The sequence below is a fragment of the Pseudomonas laurentiana genome, assembly GCF_014648275.1.
Classification (GTDB): Bacteria; Pseudomonadota; Gammaproteobacteria; order Pseudomonadales; family Pseudomonadaceae; genus Aquipseudomonas; species Aquipseudomonas laurentiana.
In genome coordinates this window covers 1-20,176 of sequence record NZ_BMQU01000011.1, presented here as the reverse complement: position 1 = coordinate 20,176, position 20,176 = coordinate 1, and the positions used below count along the sequence as shown (strand labels likewise).

General features: G+C 60.0%; 19 protein-coding genes and 1 pseudogene. 6 read left to right on the top strand and 14 right to left on the bottom strand.

Annotated features, from left to right (window positions below; translation table 11 throughout):
• Window positions 1-7: 7 nt before the first annotated feature.
• Complete coding sequence (locus tag IE038_RS12935) at window positions 8-1,228, top strand: transporter associated domain-containing protein (RefSeq protein ID WP_189395738.1); 1,221 nt, start codon at window positions 8-10, stop codon at window positions 1,226-1,228.
• Between the two features lie 170 nt (window positions 1,229-1,398).
• On the opposite strand, the gene purT is transcribed toward IE038_RS12935, so the two are convergent.
• The 5 genes from purT to IE038_RS12910 all read right to left on the bottom strand — a co-directional run bounded on the left by purT (window position 1,399) and on the right by IE038_RS12910 (window position 4,572).
• Window positions 1,399-2,580 (bottom strand): formate-dependent phosphoribosylglycinamide formyltransferase, encoded by a 1,182-nt coding sequence (gene purT / locus IE038_RS12930; RefSeq protein ID WP_163935693.1) that lies wholly within the window; start codon window positions 2,578-2,580, stop codon window positions 1,399-1,401.
• Between the two features lie 95 nt (window positions 2,581-2,675).
• On the bottom strand, window positions 2,676-3,143 hold the full coding sequence (locus IE038_RS12925; RefSeq protein WP_163935689.1) for a VUT family protein: 468 nt from the start codon (window positions 3,141-3,143) through the stop codon (window positions 2,676-2,678).
• Window positions 3,144-3,195: 52 nt separating this feature from the next.
• Window positions 3,196-3,408, bottom strand: a complete 213-nt coding sequence (locus IE038_RS12920) for a DUF1289 domain-containing protein (protein ID WP_163935698.1) — start codon at window positions 3,406-3,408, stop codon at window positions 3,196-3,198.
• Window positions 3,408-3,932, bottom strand: coding sequence for a gamma carbonic anhydrase family protein (locus tag IE038_RS12915; protein WP_189395737.1), 525 nt, complete (start codon window positions 3,930-3,932; stop codon window positions 3,408-3,410). The genes IE038_RS12920 and IE038_RS12915 overlap by 1 nt, the downstream gene beginning before the upstream one ends.
• 40 nt (window positions 3,933-3,972) lie before the next feature.
• Window positions 3,973-4,572, bottom strand: a complete 600-nt coding sequence (locus IE038_RS12910; protein WP_102052823.1) for a CoA pyrophosphatase — start codon at window positions 4,570-4,572, stop codon at window positions 3,973-3,975.
• Window positions 4,573-4,707: 135 nt separating this feature from the next.
• Between IE038_RS12910 and IE038_RS12905 the strand changes: the two genes are divergently transcribed.
• Together IE038_RS12905 and IE038_RS12900 are read left to right on the top strand one after the other, a co-directional pair.
• Window positions 4,708-5,262 (top strand): NUDIX hydrolase, encoded by a 555-nt coding sequence (locus tag IE038_RS12905; RefSeq protein ID WP_163935686.1) that lies wholly within the window; start codon window positions 4,708-4,710, stop codon window positions 5,260-5,262.
• Between the two features lie 29 nt (window positions 5,263-5,291).
• Entirely contained in the window at window positions 5,292-5,813 is a 522-nt protein-coding gene (locus IE038_RS12900; protein ID WP_163935683.1) for a L,D-transpeptidase family protein, read from the top strand.
• Window positions 5,814-5,890: 77 nt separating this feature from the next.
• Here the strand turns inward: IE038_RS12900 and IE038_RS12895 are convergent, their stop codons facing one another.
• Both IE038_RS12895 and purL read right to left on the bottom strand, forming a co-directional pair.
• A complete protein-coding gene (locus IE038_RS12895; RefSeq protein WP_189395736.1) occupies window positions 5,891-6,202 on the bottom strand; it encodes a YqfO family protein in 312 nt (103 codons plus the stop codon).
• A gap of 5 nt (window positions 6,203-6,207) precedes the next feature.
• Window positions 6,208-10,107, bottom strand: a complete 3,900-nt coding sequence (gene purL, locus IE038_RS12890) for a phosphoribosylformylglycinamidine synthase (protein ID WP_189395735.1) — start codon at window positions 10,105-10,107, stop codon at window positions 6,208-6,210.
• Window positions 10,108-10,366: 259 nt separating this feature from the next.
• Between purL and mltF the strand changes: the two genes are divergently transcribed.
• A complete protein-coding gene (gene mltF, locus IE038_RS12885; RefSeq protein WP_189395777.1) occupies window positions 10,367-11,827 on the top strand; it encodes a membrane-bound lytic murein transglycosylase MltF in 1,461 nt (486 codons plus the stop codon).
• Window positions 11,828-11,866: 39 nt separating this feature from the next.
• Here mltF and tadA read toward each other — a convergent pair whose 3' ends face one another.
• On the bottom strand, window positions 11,867-12,349 hold the full coding sequence (gene tadA / locus IE038_RS12880; RefSeq protein WP_189395776.1) for a tRNA adenosine(34) deaminase TadA: 483 nt from the start codon (window positions 12,347-12,349) through the stop codon (window positions 11,867-11,869).
• The gene (locus IE038_RS12875; protein ID WP_189395734.1) at window positions 12,349-13,722 is read right to left on the bottom strand and encodes a multicopper oxidase family protein; all 1,374 of its coding nucleotides are present in this window, start codon (window positions 13,720-13,722) and stop codon (window positions 12,349-12,351) included. Before IE038_RS12875 ends, tadA begins: the two co-directional genes overlap by 1 nt.
• Before the next feature lie 213 nt (window positions 13,723-13,935).
• On the opposite strand from IE038_RS12875, the gene IE038_RS12870 reads away from it, so the two are divergent.
• Complete coding sequence (locus IE038_RS12870; protein WP_189395733.1) at window positions 13,936-14,307, top strand: PH domain-containing protein; 372 nt, start codon at window positions 13,936-13,938, stop codon at window positions 14,305-14,307.
• 173 nt (window positions 14,308-14,480) lie between these two features.
• On the opposite strand, the gene guaA is transcribed toward IE038_RS12870, so the two are convergent.
• The 4 genes from guaA to IE038_RS12850 form a co-directional block, all read right to left on the bottom strand.
• The gene (guaA, locus tag IE038_RS12865) at window positions 14,481-16,058 is read right to left on the bottom strand and encodes a glutamine-hydrolyzing GMP synthase (protein ID WP_163939821.1); all 1,578 of its coding nucleotides are present in this window, start codon (window positions 16,056-16,058) and stop codon (window positions 14,481-14,483) included.
• A gap of 79 nt (window positions 16,059-16,137) precedes the next feature.
• Window positions 16,138-17,607 carry an IMP dehydrogenase gene (gene guaB, locus IE038_RS12860; protein WP_189395732.1) on the bottom strand — a complete coding sequence of 490 codons (1,470 nt, stop codon included), beginning with the start codon at window positions 17,605-17,607 and terminating at the stop codon, window positions 16,138-16,140.
• Window positions 17,608-17,692: 85 nt separating this feature from the next.
• Window positions 17,693-18,250, bottom strand: coding sequence for a sugar ABC transporter ATPase (locus tag IE038_RS12855; protein WP_163939820.1), 558 nt, complete (start codon window positions 18,248-18,250; stop codon window positions 17,693-17,695).
• A 43-nt stretch (window positions 18,251-18,293) separates the two neighbouring features.
• Window positions 18,294-19,064: a sulfite exporter TauE/SafE family protein gene (locus IE038_RS12850; RefSeq protein ID WP_163939819.1), complete on the bottom strand. Its 771-nt coding sequence runs from the start codon at window positions 19,062-19,064 to the stop codon at window positions 18,294-18,296.
• 102 nt (window positions 19,065-19,166) lie between these two features.
• Between IE038_RS12850 and IE038_RS12845 the strand changes: the two genes are divergently transcribed.
• Window positions 19,167-20,054 (top strand): LysR family transcriptional regulator, encoded by an 888-nt coding sequence (locus IE038_RS12845; protein ID WP_163939818.1) that lies wholly within the window; start codon window positions 19,167-19,169, stop codon window positions 20,052-20,054.
• A 40-nt stretch (window positions 20,055-20,094) separates the two neighbouring features.
• Here IE038_RS12845 and IE038_RS25295 read toward each other — a convergent pair.
• Window positions 20,095-20,176, bottom strand: a pseudogene (locus IE038_RS25295) (RHS repeat-associated core domain-containing protein); the annotation flags it as partial.

The following is a 20,176-nucleotide window of genomic DNA, read 5'->3' as shown; positions in this document are numbered from 1 at the left end:
GCCACGTATGGACAACCTGCCATTAGCCCCACTGCTCGGCGCACTGGCGCTGGCGCTGATATGGTCGGCACTGTTCGCCGCAGTGGACGCGGCGCGGCAACACCTGTTGCAGCGGCGTAACGGCCAACAGGGGGAGCGGATCACACTGGAACTCCCTCCTTCCGCCTTGATCCTCTGCGCCAGTCTCGGCAAGTTGCTGGTACTCGCCCTGGCCATCCAGATTGGCCTGCATTGCCTGGGTGAAGCCGGCCTTTGGATTGGCGCAAGCGCTGCAGCCCTGATACTACTGATATTTGCCGAGTACATGCCCCGTCGACTGGCGCAACGCTATCCGGAAGCCATCGTCGGTCTCGGCAACAGCCTGCTCAAGTACCCACTGCTGGTCATTCAACCACTGGCCAGCCTGCTCGATGGCATTGCCCGGCTGCTGCTACGCCCCTTTGCCGCCAGAGCCAACACAGTCAGCCTGCACGACAACAGCGAGCCCGGTGCGCATGCGGAACAGGACACCGCAGAGGAACACAGCCATCACAAGGCCCCGCTGCTCCATAGCCTGCAGACCCTGGAGAAGGTGACGGTCAACGACATACTGGTGCCGCGCAACGAAGTGGACGGCATCAATCTGGATGATTCGATCGAAACAATCATCGAGCAGTTGATCATCAGCCGTCATACCCGCCTGCCGGTATTCCACAGCGATATCAACCAGGTTGAAGCGGTACTCAACACCCGCCAGATCAGCCACTTGCTGCCCAAGGGTGAACTGACCAAGGACATCCTGCTGGCGACCTGCTACGAACCATACTTCGTCCCCGAAAGCACGCCCCTGCAGCTTCAACTGCTGAACTTCCACAAGCAGCAGCGGCGCCTCGGTGTGGTGGTCGACGAATACGGTGAAGTGTTGGGCATCGTCACCCTGGAGGACATCCTCGAAGAGATCGTCGGCGAGTTCGAGGATGAGCACAGCCTGGACAACCCGCATATCCATCCACAGGCCGACGGTCGCTTTGTCATCGAAGGCACAGCCTCACTGCGCGAACTGAACCGTTGCCTCGGCTGGCACCTGCCCAGCGATGGGCCCAAAACGCTCAACGGGCTGGTCACCGAGGCCCTGGAAAGCATCCCTGAAAGCGCTGTATGCCTGAAAATAGGCCGATATCGCATGGAAATCCTCGAAACCGAGGACAATTGCGCCAGTCGCGTGCTGATCTGGACGGTAACCCGCTAGCCATACTCGATGCGCGCTTTACCGACAGCGGCTCAAACCCCAGCGCCTGCGAACACTCGCCTTGCCTTGCGCACATTCGCCGGTCTATGGAGCAAGCGCTGCACGCCAGCTCATCGGCGGCAAGCCGGACTCCAGCAGGAACCAGGCTTGCTACCGATGGCGCTTAAACCTTACAACTCAACCTTGACCGCTTGCGAAGCACGGGTCGCCTTGGCTCGGGCAGCCTCAATCGACTCGTCACGCGCCAGGCACACGCCCATACGGCGCTGACCATTCACTTCCGGCTTGCCAAACAGACGCAGTGCGGTATCCGGCTCGCTCAGCGCGGCGCCCAGGTTGGCAAATGCGGTCTGCTGCGACTGACCCTCAACCAGAATGACCGCCGACGCCGACGGGCCAAACTGACGAATCAACGGGATTGGCAGGCCAAGAATGGCGCGGGCATGCAGGGCGAACTGCGACAGATCCTGGGAGATCAGGGTCACCAGGCCAGTATCATGCGGGCGCGGCGATACTTCGCTGAACCACACTTGATCGCCTTTGACGAACAGTTCGACACCGAACAGGCCACGACCGCCCAGGGCCTCAGTGACGGCCTTGGCTACACGCTCGGACTCAGCCAGAGCAACCGGGCTCATGGCCTGCGGCTGCCAGGACTCCTGATAGTCACCCTTCTCTTGGCGATGACCGACAGGTGCGCAGAACGTCGTGCCACCAATGTGTCGCACGGTCAGCAAGGTGATCTCGTAGTCGAAGTCAATGAAACCCTCGATGATCACTCGCCCCTTGCCGGCTCGACCGCCCTCTTGAGCGTAGTCCCAGGCCTTCTGCAGGTCATCGACACTCTTGAGCAGGCTTTGCCCCTTGCCCGAGGAGCTCATCACCGGCTTGACCACACACGGGAAGCCCAGGTCTTCAACGGCTTTGCGGTAGTCCTCGAAGGTGTCGGCAAAATGATACGGCGAGGTCGGCAGATCCAGCTCTTCGGCGGCCAGACGACGGATACCTTCGCGGTTCATGGTCAGTTGCGCTGCACGAGCGGTCGGCACTACGGTAAAGCCTTCAGCTTCCAGCTCGACCAGGGTCGCGGTGGCAATGGCTTCAATTTCCGGAACGATGTAGTGCGGCTTCTCGGCCTCGATCACAGCACGCAGGGCGACACCATCAAGCATGTTGATCACATGGCTGCGGTGCGCCACTTGCATGGCCGGTGCATCGGCGTAACGGTCCACGGCAATCACTTCAACACCCAGGCGCTGCAGCTCGATTACCACTTCCTTGCCCAACTCGCCGCAGCCACACAGCAGTACGCGGGTCGCGGTCGGCGACAATGGGGTTCCGATACGGGTCATCTCAGGTCCTCAAAAGGAAGGAGTCCAGGGCCGCCCCGCGCTCGGTGCAACCCGGTAATAGGGGGCACATTTTACATGAACCAGGCATCTAAGCCTCAGCTGGCGTAGGCGTTTTTCCGAGCGCGCCAGGCCATGGCCAGCCAGACCACCGTGACACCGGCAAATTTGGAGCCCAATGCGGTCCCCACGACGGCTGGCGTCAAGGCGCCGATCATGCCGAAGAAAATAAAGGTATCCAGTGGAATGCTCAGTGCCGAACTCAGCCACAGGCGGTCATGCAAAGGCCGCTTGGTGACACTGAAGACCAGCCAGTCAATGCACTCGGAGATCGCAAAAGCCGTGGCGCTGGCCAGGGCAATGGCTGGCTCGGAAGTGAGATAGGACAGCACCAGCGCCGCCAGCATGGCGATCAGTGCACCATGCCCGAAGCGTGTTTGCACCATATCGCGCAGGATGAACACCAGCCCGCCCCAGGCGGACCAGATGATGTCCAGGTGCGGAGCGCTGGAAAAAGCGTAATTGATCAGCACGACACTGCTGATGTAAGCAATCAGAAAGAACATAGGGGCAACCGAAGGGCAAGCCGCACAGAATACTTGACCGCCCCGGTAAGGCTCAAGCCGATGGCTGGGCCGTCGGCAGTATCAACCCCGCAGCCAGCGCTCGCTCATGGCACAACACCAGCACCTTGCGTCGCTCACTGTTGTCCATACGCCCCCAGTGGGTGATTTCACTGGCCGTGCGCTGACAACCGGTACAGATATCCTGCTCGTCCAGTGCGCACACGCTGACACAAGGTGACGCCACCGGGCGCTCCGGGCTGACCATCATGCCTCCTGCTCAGCCAGATCGCGGGCATAACGCTGCGCATTGTGAACGTAGTGAGCCGCATTGGCTTCGAGCATTTTCATCTGCGCCTCGGTCAACTCGCGCACGATCTTGCCCGGCGAACCCATGACCAAGGAACCATCAGGGATCTCCTTGCCTTCGGGAATCAGCGCATTGGCGCCGATGATGCAGTGCTTGCCGATACGCACGCCATTGAGGATGACCGCGTTGATGCCGATCAGGCTGTAGTCACCCACCGTACAGCCATGAAGCATGGCATTGTGGCCAATCGTCACGCCCTTGCCGATGGTCAGCGGCGACCCCATGTCGGTATGCATCACCGTACCGTCCTGAACGTTGCTGTTCTCGCCAATGTCGATCAGCTCGTTGTCACCACGCAGTACCGCACCAAACCAGACACTGGCGCCCGCCTGCAGGCGCACTTTGCCAATCAGCGTGGCGGTGGGCGCAGCCCAGCTCTGCGGATGAGCTTCGACCCGCAGGTCGCCCAGACGGTATTTCATGCGTGGTTCCTCACGATTGGATCATGGCGGGTGAGCCCGCTCAGATTGGAATGAAACGCTCTGGTGGTTTGTGCAGACTGATGCCGGCATCGTAAACCAGATTGACCAGCTCGACGATCATGATCGCCGACAATCCCCAGATCTTGTATTCGCCGAATCGGTAACTGGGCACATACCAACTGCGGCCCTGATAGTCGATACGGTGGGTATGGTCGCGCGGGTCTTGGCGAAAGAACGCCAGTGGCACGGTGAACACCGCTGCGATCTCCGCATCGTTGGCGCGGTACTCGACATAGTCGGGAATCACCCCGACAAAGGGTGTGACGCGCAAGCCGTGCAGAGAAATCAGCGGGCTTAACGGGCCAATGACCTCCACCAAACCCGGTGGCAGACCAATCTCCTCCTCGGCCTCGCGCAAGGCGGTAAAGATCAGGTCAGGGTCTTCCGGGTCACGGCGCCCCCCCGGGAAGGCCACTTCACCACCGTGGGTGGACAGCCCCTTGGCACGCAGGGTGAGGACCAGCTCAGGCTCGTCGCTGCGCGTGATGGGCAATAACACGGCGGCCTCGGGAAAACGTCGATCCGTCTCCAGGGTACTTGGTGTATGACTACTCACTCGGCGAAGTAACTCGTCCAGCATGGTCTCTCTCAATTCAAGGACTCCCCTGCATCATGCACCAATTGCACCGCCCTGCCCAACCCCCTGCGGCAAACCCGCTTGCAGGCCTAGCGACGCTGGCGCGAAGATAGCCCTAACCATCAGGATAATCCGATCATGAATTTCTGCAGCGCCTGCGGCAAACCGGTCACTCAGCGCATACCTGCGGGCGACAGTCGCCTGCGTTATGTGTGCGAGCATTGCCAGACCGTGCACTACCAGAATCCGAACATCGTCGCCGGCGTTCTGCCCATCTGGGGCAGCCAGGTATTACTGTGCCGCCGCGCCATCGAACCACGACGCGGGTACTGGACCCTGCCGGCAGGCTTCATGGAGAACGGCGAAACCCTCGAACAGGCCGCGCGCCGTGAAACCGTCGAAGAAGCCTGTGCGCGGCTTGGCCCGATGAGCCTGTACCAACTGTTCGACCTGCCGCACATCAATCAAGTGCATGTGTTCTTCCGCGCCGAACTGGCCGACCTGGATTTCGCCATTGGCGAGGAAAGCCTGGAGGTACGGTTGTTCGAAAAAAGCGAAATACCTTGGGATGAGCTGGCTTTCCGCACTATCAGCCGTACCCTAGAATGCTATTATCGCGACCTCGTCGAACAGCGCTTCCCGGTCGGTAACGAATGCCTGCCACCCCTGTTCGGCCTGTCATTCACGACCTAGATCTGGCTACTTATCAGGGATAATGTTTCATGCGTTGGTTGCTTGCCCTCTTCTGCCTCACAGTGGCCTCGGTATCCCAGGCGGCCTTCACCGAAACCATTGTGACCAAGTCGGTCCCCCAGCAACGCTCGGTCGAGAAAGTGCTGGTCATCAAGTCTGCTCGTCAGCTGCAACTGATCAGTGCCGGCGAGCCGTTCAAGAGCTACCGCATCTCCCTGGGCAAACAGCCCAATGGCCCAAAACAGCGCGAAGGCGATAAACGCACCCCGGAAGGCCTGTACTGGCTTGACTGGCGCAAGGTCAGCGATCGCTACAACCTGGCCATGCATGTTTCCTACCCAAACGTCAGCGATGCTGCTCGTGCGCGCCGCGAAGGTGTCGAGCCTGGCGGCATGATCATGATCCACGGTACGCCGCTCAATGAAGAGTACCCCGAGTGGTACTTCCATACCCTGGACTGGACCGAAGGCTGTATCGCCATGAAGAACGCTGACATGCGCGAAGTCTGGAGCCTGGTGAAAGATGGCACCCTGATCGAGATCCGCCCCTGAGGCACCAGGGCAGCAAACTGGACCCATAAAAAAACGCCGCGATCGATACCGATCGCGGCGTTTTTCATTACCCCCCCTTAAAAGTTGGCGAGCTGCCAGACTTCATAGGCCGGGGTTTCATACGGATGACTCTGCTTCAGAGCGGTGACGACCGATTCAATCAACGTATCGGCCACCACCAACTCTACCCGCCACTCTTCAACCTGCTCAACCACACCCGTCTGCCCAATGAACGGCTGACTGCCATCCAGTGGACGAAACTGGCCCTGACCAAGCACCTGCCAGGCGCAGCAATCATAGTCACCGATTCGACCGCCACCGGCGGCGAATACGGCGGCCTTGACCGCCTCAAGATGGCTAGGCGGTACGAAGAAGGCGAGCTTGTACATCGGGCTTAGTTCACCCACACGCGGGCGTTGCGGAACATCCGCATCCACGCACCGTCTTCGTTCCACTCGTCCGGCTTCCAGGAGTTCTGTACGGCACGGAAGACCCGCTCAGGGTGCGGCATCATGATAGTGACGCGACCATCGCGGCTGGTCAGACCGGTAATACCCCGTGGCGAACCGTTAGGGTTGGCTGGGTAAGCCTCGGTGACCTTGCCATGGTTGTCGACAAAACGCAGCGCCACGCAGCCGGACAGGTCGGCTTCAAGCAGTGCCTCAGGGCTCTGGAACTCGGCATGACCTTCACCGTGAGCGATGGCGATCGGCATGCGCGAACCCGCCATACCCTGCAGGAAGATCGAGTTCGACTCCTGCACCTGAACCATGGCTACACGCGCCTCGAACTGCTCGGAGCGGTTACGCACGAAATGCGGCCAGAGCTCGCTGCCCGGAATCAGTTCGTGCAGGTTGGAAAGCATCTGGCAACCGTTGCAAACACCCAGGGTGAAGCTGTCGTTACGCTCAAAGAAGCCCTGGAAGGCGTCACGGGCACGGCTGTTGAACAGGGCCGACTTGGCCCAGCCTTCACCAGCACCCAGCACGTCACCATAAGAGAAGCCACCGCAGGCGACCAGTCCCTTGAAATCGTTCAGGTCGACACGCCCGGCGAGGATATCGCTCATGTGCACGTCGATGGCATTGAAGCCTGCGCGGTCGAACGCAGCAGCCATTTCTACCTGGCCGTTGACACCCTGCTCACGCAGGACTGCCACTTGCGGGCGAATACCTTTCTTGATGTACGGCGCGGCGACATCCTGGTTGACGTCAAAACCAAGCTTGGCGTTCAAGCCTGGGTTGTCTTCTTCCAGCAGGGCGTTGAACTCCTGATCGGCACAGTCGGCGTTATCACGCAGACGCTGGATCTGGTAGCTGGTTTCCGCCCACGTACGCTGCAGCGAACGACGCTCACCGTCGAACAGCACCTCGCCGTTCAGGCTGATTTGCACCTGGGCACTGTTGACCGGCTGGCCGATCACGGCAACACAGTCTTCGCCAAGACCTGCGGCGCTGAACTGTGCCAGCACCTCAGCCGTAGCGTCCTGACGCACCTGGATCACCGCACCCAGCTCTTCGTTGAACAGCACCGCAGCGACCTTCTCACGCTTGCTGGTCAGGGTGTCGAGCTCCAGGCTCAGGCCACAGTGACCGGCAAAGGCCATTTCCAGCGCACTGACCAGCAGACCGCCATCGGAACGGTCGTGGTAGGCCAACAGGTGACCGTCAGCATTCAGGCCCTGGATCACGGCAAAGAAGGCCTTCAGGTCTTCGGCATCATCGACGTCCGGCGCCTGGCTACCCAATTTTCCGTGGGTTTGCGCCAGGATCGAAGCGCCCATGCGGTTCTGGCCACGGCCGAGGTCGATCAGGATCAGATCGGTCTCGCCCTTGTCCATGCGCAGCTCTGGAGTGAGGGTCTTGCGAATATCGGTCACAGGTGCGAAACCGGTGACAACCAGCGACAGCGGCGAGGTAACGCTCTTCTCGTTGCCCTCTTCGCTCCAGCGGGTCTTCATGGACATGGAGTCCTTGCCCACCGGAATGGTCAGGCCCAGCTCTGGGCACAGCTCCATGCCAACGGCCTTGACGGTGTCATACAGACGCGCATCTTCACCCGGGTGACCTGCAGCGGACATCCAGTTGGCCGACAGCTTGATATCGGACAACTTGCCGATCCGCGAGGCGGCCATGTTGGTGAGGGTCTCGCCAATCGCCATGCGACCGGACGCCGGGGCATCGAGCAAGGCCAGCGGAGTGCGCTCACCCATGGCCATCGCTTCACCGGTGTAGACGTCAAAACTGGTGGCGGTGACAGCGACATCCGCCACGGGCACTTGCCAAGGGCCGACCATCTGGTCACGAGCAACCAGACCGGTGATGGTGCGGTCGCCAATCGTGATCAGGAAGCTCTTGCTGGCCACCGTAGGGTGACGCAACACGCGATCGATAGAGTCATCCAGCGCCAGCGCGCTTGGGTCGAAATCATCGCCCAACTCCGCTTCACGGGTTACAGAGCGGTGCATTTTTGGCGGTTTGCCCAGCAGCACGTCCAGTGGCATATCTACCGGATTGTTGCCGAAATGGCTGTCGGTAACGGTCAGATGCGGTTCGGCAGTAGCCTCACCCACCACCGCGAACGGGCAGCGCTCACGCTCACAGATGGCCTTGAAACGCTCGAAATCGGCAGCATCGACCGAGAGCACGTAACGCTCTTGGGATTCATTGCTCCAGATTTCCAGCGGCGCCATGCCTGGTTCGTCGTTCGGTACGTTGCGCAGCTCGAAACGGCCACCGCGACCGCCGTCGTTCACCAATTCAGGGAAAGCGTTGGACAGACCGCCCGCACCGACGTCGTGAATGAACTTGATCGGGTTGTTGTCACCCAGCTGCCAGCAACGGTCGATCACTTCCTGGCAACGGCGCTCCATTTCCGGGTTTTCCCGCTGAACGGAAGCGAAGTCCAGGTCAGCCGAGCTGGAGCCGGTCGCCATCGACGAGGCAGCACCGCCACCCAGGCCGATCAACATGGCTGGGCCGCCCAGTACGATCAGCTTGCCGCCGACGCTGATTTCGCCCTTCTGCACGTGTTCTTCACGGATGTTGCCCATACCACCGGCCAGCATGATCGGCTTGTGGTAACCACGGACTTCATCACCGTGAGGGGTAGTGATCGACTGCTCGAAGGTACGGAAGTAGCCGGTCAGGGCTGGACGACCGAATTCGTTGTTGAACGCCGCACCACCCAGTGGGCCTTCAATCATGATGTCCAGCGCATTGACGATGCGCTCAGGCTTGCCGTAAGGCTTCTCCCAAGGCTGTTCGAAGCCAGGGATCCGCAGGTTGGATACGGTGAAACCCGTCAGGCCGGCTTTCGGCTTGGCACCACGGCCGGTAGCGCCTTCGTCGCGGATCTCGCCACCGGAACCGGTAGATGCACCCGGGAACGGAGCGATAGCGGTCGGGTGGTTATGGGTCTCGACCTTCATCAGGATGTGGACCGGCTCCTGCACCGCGCCATACTGGCGGGTTTCAGGGTTCGGGAAAAAACGACCGGCCACGGAACCAACGATCACCGAGGCGTTGTCCTTGTAAGCAGACAACACGCCTTCGCTGTGCAGTTGGTAGGTGTTCTTGATCATGCCGAACAGGCTTTTTTCCTGGCTTTCGCCATCGATATCCCAGCTGGCATTGAAGATCTTGTGTCGGCAATGCTCGGAGTTGGCCTGGGCGAACATCATCAGTTCGATGTCGTGCGGATTGCGCTTCAAGCCCAGGAAGGCATTGACCAGGTAATCGATCTCGTCGTCGGCCAGGGCCAGGCCCAACTCGACGTTGGCCTTTTCCAATGCGGCGCGGCCACCGCCCAGTACATCGACCGCCGTCAGCGGCTTGGGTTGTGCATGGCTGAACAGACCGGCGGCATCTTCCAGCTTGCTCAGCACCAGCTGAGTCATGCGGTCGTGCAGCACGTCGGCAACGGCAACGACATCCGCCTCGCTCAGCTCGCCGCTGACATAGAAGGCGATGCCCCGCTCCAGGCGCTGGATATTACTCAGGCCGCAGTTGTGGGCGATGTCGCTGGCCTTGCTCGACCAGGGCGAAATGGTACCGAAACGTGGCACTACCAGAAACAGGCGGCCAGTGGGCTCCTGGACCGGTACGCTAGGGCCGTACTTGAGCAGACGTGCAAGCACCTGCTGTTGGTCGGCGGTCAGATCACCGTCAACCTCGGCGAAATGAGCGAATTCAGCATACAAACCACTAACAGCGGGGACTTTCTGGCTCAGTTGCTCGATTAACTTACCGTGGCGAAAGGCAGAAAGGGCAGGAGCGCCGCGCAGGATCAACATCGTCGGGACAGCCTCAGGAAGGGGGTGTGCTTAGAGGCCGTGCATTGTAGCCTAAACCGGCGCGTCAGGCACTCGAAACGCTGCATCCAGCCCTGGCCGAATATCGGTATCTTCTGGCTGCCTACAACAGAGGCACCTCTTTAATTGAAAAAGACGGTAAAGGCCCTACTTTTTCGCGTACATTTTTGCCCAGTGCTAACAGACAAGCCACCCATTGTCGAGATATGGCTGGACCTGACCTTTGCGTATACTGCACGTTATGTTTGCCCAGACTGCTTTGCGCCAGCGTTGCGCCAAATGGCTCATCGCAACCGGACTCTTCCTGCTGCTCGGTGCCTGTGTTGAAAAACCCAGCACACTCGAGCGGGTCAAAGAGGATGGCGTGCTGCGCGTGGTTACCCGCAACAGCCCGGCCACCTACTTCCAGGACCGCAACGGCGACACCGGCTTCGAATACGAACTGGTCAAGCGCTTCGCCGACGATCTGGGCGTAGAGCTGAAGATCGAAACCGCCGACAACCTTGATGACCTTTTCGGACAACTGGGCAAGCCACAGGGCCCGGTGCTGGCGGCTGCCGGCCTGGTCAGCAGCGAGCAGCGCAAACAACAGGTACGTTTTTCACACCCCTACCTGGAAGTCACCCCCCAGATCATTTATCGCAACGGTCGCTCCCGCCCCACCGACGCCACCGACCTGGTCGGCAAGCGCATCATGGTGCTCAAGGGCAGCTCCCACGCCGAGCAGTTGGCTGAACTGAAGAAGCAGTATCCCAAGCTCAACTACGAAGAGTCCGATGCGGTCGAGGTCGTCGACCTGCTACGCATGGTCGATGAAGGCCAGATCGACCTGACCCTGGTCGACTCCAACGAACTGGCAATGAACCAGGTGTACTTCCCCAACGTACGGGTGGCGTTTGATCTGGGTGACGCCCGCGACCAGCGCTGGGCAGTGGCCGCTGGCGACGACAACAGCCTGCTCAACGAAATCAACGCCTTCCTCGACAAGGCTCAAAAGAATGGCACCCTGCAGCGCCTGAAAGACCGTTACTACGGCCATGTCGATGTGCTTGGCTACGTCGGCGCGTACACCTTCGCCCAGCACCTGCAGCAACGCTTGCCACGCTTCGAAAAGCATTTCCAGGCCACAGCCAAGAAAGAGAAAGTTGATTGGCGCTTGCTGGCGGCCATCGGCTACCAAGAGTCCATGTGGCAGGCCGAGGTCACCTCCAAGACCGGCGTTCGCGGGCTGATGATGTTGACCCAACGCACCGCACAGGCCATGGGCGTCTCCAATCGACTGGACCCCAAGCAGAGCATCAGCGGCGGCGCCAAGTACTTCATACACGTCAAGAACGAACTGGACGACAAAATCGAAGAGCCAGACCGTACGTGGTTCGCACTGGCAGCCTACAACATCGGCAGCGGCCACCTGGACGACGCACGCAAGCTGGCGGCCCGAGAAGGCCTGAACCCGAACAAGTGGCTGGACGTAAAGAAAATGCTGCCACGACTGTCGCAAAAACAGTGGTACAGCAAAACCCGATACGGCTACGCCCGCGGGGGCGAACCCGTGCACTTCGTGGCCAACATTCGTCGCTACTACGACATCCTGACCTGGGTAACGCAGCCACAACTTGAAGGCAATCAGGTGGCGGAAGGCAGCCTGCACGTGCCGGGAGTCAACAAGACCAAACCGCCTGAGCAGCCATCGTCCCTCTGACCCCCTCGCTAGCACTCAACGCCTTTGCAGCGGGCCCGCTCAGGATCGCGCACGACGCGCCTTGAAGAATTCACTGAGAATGCTGCCGCACGCCTCGGCCAGCACCCCACCTTCAAACAACACGCGGTGATTGAGGAAACCCTGGGTAAAAAACTGCCCCTGGCTCTGCACCACACCGGCTTTAGGTTCCAGCGCTCCGTAGACCACCCGGGCAATACGCGAGTGGACGATCAGCCCCGCGCACATGCTGCACGGCTCCAGCGTCACGTAGAGCGTACTGCCCGGCAAGCGGTAGTTACTGGCAGCCTGTGCTGCTGCACGAATGGCGACCATCTCGGCATGGGCACTGGGGTCGCTGCCACTGATCGGGCAATTGAACCCCCGGCCAATGACCTCACCATGCTGCACCAGCACCGCCCCCACCGGTACCTCACCCAGGGCCGCGCCCTGAGCCGCCAGGTCCAGGGCCATCTGCATGAAAGCCTGATCGCGACTGCGGTCAATGATCTGGGGCTGGCGCATCATGCCACCTCGATTGCAGCCATCAGGCCGGTTTCCATGTGATCGATGACATGACAGTGGAACATCCAGGTTCCCGGGTTATCTGCGACCAAGGCGACCTGGGCACGTTCGTTCTTGCCCAACAGGTAGGTGTCAGTGAAATACGGCTCGATCTTGCGTCGATTCGACCCAATCACCTTGAATGACATGCCATGCAGGTGAACCGGGTGCTGGTACTGGGTCATGTTCTTCAGCTCGAAGATGTAACTCTTGCCCTTCTTCAGGGTAGCAATTGGCCGATCAGAGCAGGTTTTATCGGTGATATCCCAGGCAATACCATTGATTTGCCACAAACTCGGCGGTCGATTTTCGGTATTCACCGACACTGAACCGGCCCACTCAAAATTGAAGTTGAGCTTCTCGGCATTGGCCAGATCAGGCTCGGCCACCGGGTTGGCCGGCAGCGCTGGCGGCCAGTCACTCGGCGCGTCATTGCTGGCAACCGAGCGCAAGGTTCCCAGGCGTACCGGACCATCACGCAGGGAGATTTCCTCACCGGCTGGCGGCACCTTGATCGCCAGGCAAATACGCATACCCGGGCCCAACCAGTAATCCTTGCCCAGCGGACGCGGCGTGATCGGGTTGCCATCCAGCGCATAAATACGCGCCTCGGCATTCCCGCGCAGGTTGATCCGATAGGTCAGCGTGCTGTCCAGGTTGAGCAAGCGCACACGGACAATCTGCCCGGCCGGCAGATCAACAACGGCATTGGGCTCACCATTGATGGTGAGCAAGCGCCCCGCCGTACCACCCCGGGCAGCCTCCCGAGGCACGCTGAAAGCTACGAAGGCGCCCTGCTCGTCCACATGCCAGCTCTTAAGGCTCAAGGTCCGCTCATGCTTGAACCCGGTGGGCTCTCGCTCTTCGACAATCAGCGGCCCTACCAACCCGCGCCCCAGCTCTTCACTGCTGCTCACATGCGGGTGATACCAGTAGCTACCGGCATCCGGCACACGGAATTTGTAGTCGAAGTATTCGCCGGGCAACACCGGCAGTTGCGAAACGTAGGGTACGCCATCCATTTCCAGCGGCAGGCGAATACCGTGCCAGTGAATGGTCGTGGGCACTGGCAGGTGATTGATGAAGCGGACACGCAGCCATTCGCCCTGACGCACGCGCAACTCCGTGCCTGGTGCAGAAGGCCCGAACGCCCAGGCCGGCGTCTTGTAGCCCGATACCAGTTCCACATCCAAGGGTGCGGCAATCAGCTCGTAATCATGGCCAGCATTCGGGTCGGTCCTGCCCAGCCAGTAGCGCGCAGCGCCCCCCGCCCCCAAGCCAACCGCCACCAAGCCAGTAAGGCCACCGAGAATTTGTCGCCGGGTAAAGGACATCGGAGCAAGCACCTCGCACTACAGACTCAACAGGCTGGCGCACTGTGCCAGCGATGAAGGGCGAATACGATACACCTGCATTTGAGAAAGATTAAGTGAAGACTTTGTCGCACCTGCCTTGTGATATCCACCCCGTCTGCACCAGAATCCCCGCGAGCAGCTCCTGCCATTGAAAAATCTGGACTGCAGCTCACCTCATAGGGATATCCACGCATGATCGACTTCAACAACAAAGGCTTCTTCAAGCTCAAGCAAAACGACGAGTACGCCGAACGCGTAACTGCCCTGCTGCTAGACGGCGAGCACGTCATCGACGCCTACAAATCCATGCGCGACGGCGTGGTGTTCACCAACAAGCGCATCATCGCAGTGAACGTGCAAGGCATCACCGGCAGCAAAAAGGATTTCACCTCCCTGCCCTACAAAAACATCGTGGCCTACTCGGTTGAAACGTCCGGCACGTTCGACCTGGACTCCGAGCTGGAAATTTACTTTTCATCCCTGGGCAAAGTGAAGTTCGAGTTCACCGGAAAGACCGCGATCGTCGAAATTTCCAAGCTGATCTCTGCACATATTTTTGCCTGACCTCTGCGGCAGGCGTGCCTGCGATGGCATCGGCGGGATGTTAACGCTTGTGTGACGCCTGCATCGTTGGCAAACCCACTCCGCACAGGCGTCTGCGCCAGAATGCCTTCGGCTAAAAAAACAAACCCCCGCTAAAAGCGGGGGCTTGTCAGTAGCCTATGCCGAACGCGGGATCATTCCCACTCGATGGTTGCCGGCGGCTTGCTCGACACATCGTAGGTCACCCGCGAGATACCATCGATCTCGTTGATGATACGGCCACTGACGGTTTCCAGCAGCTCGTACGGCAGGTGCGCCCAACGAGCGGTCATGAAGTCGATGGTTTCCACCGCACGCAGGGCAACAACCCAGGCGTAACGACGGCCATCACCGACCACACCCACGGATTTGACTGGCTGGAACACCACGAACGCCTGGCTGACCTTGTGGTACCAGTCGGCCTTGCGCAGCTCTTCGATGAAGATGTGGTCGGCACGACGCAGCAGGTCGGCGTAGTCTTTCTTCACTTCACCAAGGATCCGCACGCCCAGGCCCGGGCCCGGGAACGGGTGACGGTAGACCATGTCGTAAGGCAGGCCCAGTTCCAGACCGATACGGCGGACTTCGTCCTTGAACAGCTCGCGCAGCGGCTCGACCAGCTTGAGGTTCATTTCCTCTGGCAGGCCACCGACGTTGTGGTGCGACTTGATCACGTGGGCCTTGCCGCTCTTGGCACCGGCAGACTCGATCACGTCTGGGTAGATGGTGCCCTGGGCCAGGAACTGGATGTTCTCCAGCTTGCTCGCCTCAGCATCGAACACGTCGATGAAGGTGCGACCGATGATCTTGCGCTTCTTCTCTGGGTCGGCTTCGCCGGCCAGATTGGACAGGAACTGCTCCTCGGCGTTGGCACGGATCACCTTGACGCCCATGTTCTCGGCGAACATGGCCATCACTTGCTCACCTTCGTGCAGGCGCAGCAGGCCGTTGTCGACGAAGACGCAGGTCAGCTGATCGCCAATGGCACGGTGCAGCAGCGCAGCAACCACCGAGGAATCGACACCGCCAGACAGACCCAGCAGTACGTTGGCCGAACCCACCTGCTCACGCACCTGGGCAATGGCGTCTTCAACGATGTTCGACGCGGTCCACAGTGCTTCGCAGCCGCAGATGTCGAGGATGAAGCGCGAGAGGATGCGACCGCCCTGCTTGGTGTGGGTCACTTCCGGGTGGAACTGCACGCCGTAGTAGCCACGGGTGTCGTCAGCCATACCCGCGATCGGGCAGCTAGGGGTGCTGGCCAGAATATGGAAGCCTGCTGGAATCTCGGTAACCTTGTCACCGTGGCTCATCCAGACATCGAGGCCGAACACGCCATCGTCGTCTACATGGTCTTCGATGCCGTCCAGCACGCGGCTCTTGCCGACGATATCGACACGGGCGTAACCAAATTCGCGCAGGTCGGAACCTTCAACCTTACCGCCCAGTTGCTCGGCCATGGTCTGCATGCCGTAGCAGATACCGAACACCGGAACACCCAGGTCCCAGACGGCCTGCGGGGCACGTGGGCTGTTGGCTTCGTGGACCGACTCGGGGCCGCCTGCGAGGATGATGCCACGCGGGGCGAATTCGCGAATCGCTTCATCGTCCATGTCGAACGGGTGCAGCTCGCAGTACACACCGATTTCGCGAACGCGGCGAGCGATCAGTTGGGTGTACTGGGAACCGAAATCGAGGATCAGGATGCGGTGAGCGTGAATGTCGAGGGCCATGACTCAATCTCGTCAGTGGTAATCGGAAACGACACGGGGCTGTCGATAACAGCCCCGCTTGCTAGTACTGCCAGAAGCATCAACCTACGCGGTAGTTTGGCGCTTCTTTGGTGATCTGTACGTCATGCACGTGGGACTCGGCCATGCCGGCGCCCGTGATGCGGACAAACTCAGGCTTGGTGCGCATCTCTTCGATGGTGGCACTGCCGGTGTAACCCATCGAGGAGCGCAGACCGCCCATCAATTGGTGAATGATTGCGGCCAGGCTGCCCTTGTACGGAACGCGACCTTCGATACCTTCCGGTACCAGCTTCTCGGCACCGGCCGAGGAATCCTGGAAGTAACGATCGGAAGAACCCTGGGCCTGGGACATTGCACCCAGCGAACCCATGCCGCGGTAAGCCTTGTAGGAACGGCCCTGGAACAGCTCGATCTCGCCTGGCGCTTCTTCGGTACCCGCGAACATCGAACCCATCATCACGCAGGAAGCACCTGCAACAATGGCCTTGGACAGGTCACCCGAGAAACGGATGCCGCCGTCGGCGATCAATGGCACACCGGTGCCTTCCAGCGCAGCGGACACATTGGCGATAGCGCTGATTTGCGGCACGCCAACACCTGCAACGATACGGGTGGTGCAGATCGAGCCTGGGCCGATGCCGACCTTGACCGCGTCGGCGCCGGCTTCAACCAGTGCCTTGGCCGCAGCGCCAGTGGCGATGTTGCCGCCGATGACCTGCACTTCAGGGAAGTTTTCCTTGACCCAGCGAACGCGATCGATAACGCCCTTGGAATGACCGTGAGCGGTGTCGACCACCACCACGTCAACGCCAGCAGCAACCAGCGCTGCGACGCGCTCGCCAGTGTCCTTGCCGGTGCCGACAGCGGCGCCGACGCGCAGGCGACCCTGGTCGTCCTTGCTGGCCAGCGGGTAGGCCTTGGCCTTTTCGATGTCCTTGACGGTCATCATGCCCTTGAGGGCGAACTGCTCGTCGACGATCAGGACTTTTTCCAGGCGGTGCTTGTGCAGCAGCTCGCGGACTTCGTTCTTGTCGGCGCCTTCGCGGACAGTGACCAGACGCTCTTTCGGCGTCATCACTTCACGCACGGTGGCGTCCAGACGGTTTTCGAAGCGCACGTCACGGGAAGTCACGATACCGACCAGGTCACCCTTGTGCAGTACCGGTACACCGGAGATATTGTTCAGGCGGGTCAATTCGAACAAGTCGCGCACGGTAGCGTCAGCGTCGATGGTGATCGGGTCTTTGACCACGCCAGCCTCGAACTTCTTGACCTTGCGTACTTCGGCAGCCTGCTGCTCGATGGTCATGTTCTTGTGGATGATGCCGATGCCACCTTCCTGCGCCATTGCAATGGCCAGACGGGCTTCGGTCACGGTATCCATGGCGGCGGAGACCAACGGAATATTCAGCTCGATGCCACGGGTCAAACGGGTCTTGAGACTGACTTCATTGGGCAGTACCTCGGAATAACCAGGCACTAGGAGAATGTCGTCGAAGGTCAGGGCTTCTTGGCTGATACGCAGCATCGCGGGGGCTCCCGGGCGGGAAAAATGGAAGCGCGCCATTATACTCATACCCGGGCCTTCACTCAATGTATAGATGGCCCTTCGGTCAGTTGCCGTTCAATATTACCTGCACCACGGCCACGGGCTGGTCCAGCCAATCGGCAAATGCTTCGATAAAGGAAGGTTTGAAACCGGCGTCGGCCCAGTTGTTAAAGATAAAACCCAGGTTGGAAAACCCACACGGCTGCAAGAACAGAAAGCCGTTGATATCGTCTTCATGACCGCACTCGGGACAGGTGAAGTTATCGGTCTGCCCAGGCATCCACTCCTCCAGGCTCTCGAACAGTGCCTCGCCAACCTCACGACGGCATTCGGCACACCCCGCCTCCTCCAGAAACCCCTGCACCGGCGTATAGATGCAACGCTTGGTGACCACCTCAAGACCATTGACCGGTTGATCGAACGGCAGCAACTCTGGATGCAGCACTACCTTGCGTGCCCCCGGTGCGATGCCATAAGCCATGCGATTACCGGTACGTCCGCAGGTGCTTAGCTGTTCTTCGACAATGTTTTCGCGCACCAACCAACGCAGGATCGCCCGTGCTCTCGGCTCATGTACCGGGACCGTGGAAATTTTCGGGACGATGATGCTCTGGGTATTCATAACGACGGCCAAACCGATTCAAAGCGGCCAGTTTAACCCGTGCTCAGGCACTCAGATAGCGACCGATCAGAGCAATACCACTGGCCAGTACCAACCAGGTGACCACACGCACAAAAGCTTCGCGCGACAGGTTCAAGGCCAACCGTCGGCCAACCCACAAACCAAGCAGCATCATCGGCGCCAGGCACAGCGCCAGTACCAACAACGGCAGGTCGGCATACACACCTGCGATCAGAAACAGGCTCAAGCGCACCAGCGTACTGCAACTGATCAAGGCGCTCTGAGTGGCACGCACCTGATCCTTGGAGGGTAACCGGGCATTCAGGTAGATCGCATAAAGAAAGCCGCCACTACCGAACAGCGCACCAAACAGACCTCCGACCGTGCCCATCGGCACTACCCAGGCGGGCGCCAGGCGTGCGGGCTTGACCGTCAGCGCCAGGCTGTAGACGGCATAGGTCGTAATAAACAGCCCCATCAGCAGCAACAGCAGGTCGGACTTGAGGTTGAGCAAGAACACCACACCCAAGGTACAGCCCAGCGCCATGCACGGCAGCAGACGCATCAGCTCACCGCGAACAACGGCCTTGCGCGCCGGTAGCCAGTTACCAAACGCCGCCACGAAATCCAGCAGCACCAACAACGGGATAATCCGCGATAACGGCATGAACTGAATCATCACCGGCCCTGCGACCAGCGCCGTACCAAACCCGGCGACACCAAAAACAACATAGGCCGCACCGATACCCAGCATGATCAGCAGCCAGTCCATCGCCGAAAAGGGAAGCAGGGAAAACACCATTGCCACAGTCATAGCGAGCGACCTCTAAGGAAGACGCCGAAACTTTAGCCACTCACCAGCCATGCCGACTAATATGCAATTCATGCAGAAGGCATCTCCAAAAGGCATAGCTCAATGATCTCCACGCGACAGTTGCGCTACTTCGTTGAAATCGCCGACAGCGGCAGCTTCAGTGCCGCCGCCGAGCGCCTGTACATCGCCCAATCGGCCTTGAGCAGGCAGATCAAGGCGCTGGAAGACCTGCTCGAGACACCACTGTTCGAGCGCACCGCCCGACAACCACGCCTGACAACAGCGGGCGAGGCGTTCCTGCCACGTGCGCGCAGCCTGCTCAGCGAACTGGAAAAGGCCAGTCGCATGGCCCACGAAATCGGTAATGGCCTGCGCGGCAGCCTTCGCCTCAGTCACTCCAGCACCGTGCCGCTGACAGGGCACTTGCTCGCCCGGCTCAGCCGCTACCTGCAGGACAACCCAAAGGTCTCCATGGAGATTGCCCAGCAGTCCTCTGAAGCGCAGCTGGAAGAACTTGTCGAAGGCCGGCTGGAGCTTGGCCTGCTGCGCCTGCCCGTACTGCGTCAGCATGAAGCCTTGTGCATTGAGCCACTGTTCGAGGAACCGCTGCTGCTAGCGGTGGCCAGCGACCACCCCTTGGCCAGCACGGCCACAGCCAGCCTGGCGCAATTGCGAGAAGAAGCCTTTATCTCCATCCCCCATCGCCAACGAGGCGGCTTGAGCTACCTGTCTGCGCAGTTATGCATGCAAGCGGGGTTCTTTCCGAAGGCTGCGCGGGTGGTGTCACGCAAGACCACGCAACTGCAGTTGATTCAGGCCGGGTTTGGCGTGGCCTTGCTACCGCGCTGCATGAAAGACATCGCACCCACCGGACTAACACTCGTGCCCCTGGTCGATGAGGGCTGCACCAGCACCGTGGCCGTCGCATATCGGCGTGATGCAGGGCCGTTGGTGCAGCAGTTTGTTAAACACCTGTGTGCACAGGGCTGACTCATCTGCCAACTGGCGAGGGTTGCGATTGAACCCTCACACCAAACGGATCAATCCAGAAAACCGGATTCGGCGCATACACATACAGGTTCAGCCCACCCGCATAGCCAATCGGGTCCTTG